Annotated in this window: 1 protein-coding gene; it reads right to left on the bottom strand. The window is 47.2% G+C overall.

The window, feature by feature from the left end; translation table 11 throughout:
• Positions 1-282: hypothetical protein (locus H2O73_RS21915; protein ID WP_220457743.1), on the bottom strand; the 282-nt coding region annotated here is incomplete at both ends.

Here is a 282-nt window from a genome sequence, read left to right as displayed (position 1 = left end):
GTTAATGATGGGTTCCATAGACCTATCTATAGCATGAGTGATAAATGCTCTATCGCTTGCGTTGCCTAATATATGCCTAGTTTGTCCTGTCTCCTTTAGATTGCCGTTGACAACCTCCATTACGGGGAGGGTGGTGGTAATCAGAAAGGTCTCCGCAACCTTGATGATGCCTTCCTGGATGGTTTGTTCGCGGTCGGGTATGTTGTCCTTAAGATTGGATAGCCATGGTGGTGTATCCAAAGAGTGCGGTTCAAGTCCTAACGCTTTTTCAGCCTTCCGAGC

The sequence above is a fragment of the Vibrio marinisediminis genome (assembly GCF_014050145.1).
GTDB classification, from domain to species: domain Bacteria; phylum Pseudomonadota; class Gammaproteobacteria; order Enterobacterales; family Vibrionaceae; genus Vibrio; species Vibrio marinisediminis.
Note: the sequence above shows the minus strand (reverse complement) of the source record. Positions and strands in the feature narration are given on the sequence as shown.